Annotated in this window: 1 protein-coding gene; it reads right to left on the reverse strand. The window is 62.0% G+C overall.

Features of this window, described 5'->3' with window-relative positions:
• On the reverse strand, nt 1-305 hold a 305-nt coding region (gene recO, locus BK665_RS33735; RefSeq protein WP_185076749.1), incomplete at both ends, for a DNA repair protein RecO.

Genomic DNA, 305 nt, shown 5'->3' on the forward strand with positions numbered 1-305 from the left:
CGTTGAACAGGCCCGGTTGCAGCAGATAAACCCGCTCCAGCCCGGCATCCACTTGCAGACGATAGAGCCCGTCCGGCGCGATGGGATCGCCATGGATGTCGGTATTCAGCGCGAAGCCATAGCCGAGATCATCCAGCAGACGCCATTCGAAGGAGCGCAGCAAAGGCTCCAGCGGACGGCCTTCAGCCAAGGCGAGCAGCGTCGCGGCGTAGTGATCGAAGACACCGGGATGCGGATCTTCGGCCGGCAGCAGGCGAATCAGCAGTTCATTGAGGTAGAGGCCACTGAACAGTGCCTCGCCGATG

The sequence above is a fragment of the Pseudomonas frederiksbergensis genome (assembly GCF_003732665.1).
In the GTDB taxonomy this organism is placed as follows: Bacteria; Pseudomonadota; Gammaproteobacteria; order Pseudomonadales; family Pseudomonadaceae; genus Aquipseudomonas; species Aquipseudomonas frederiksbergensis_G.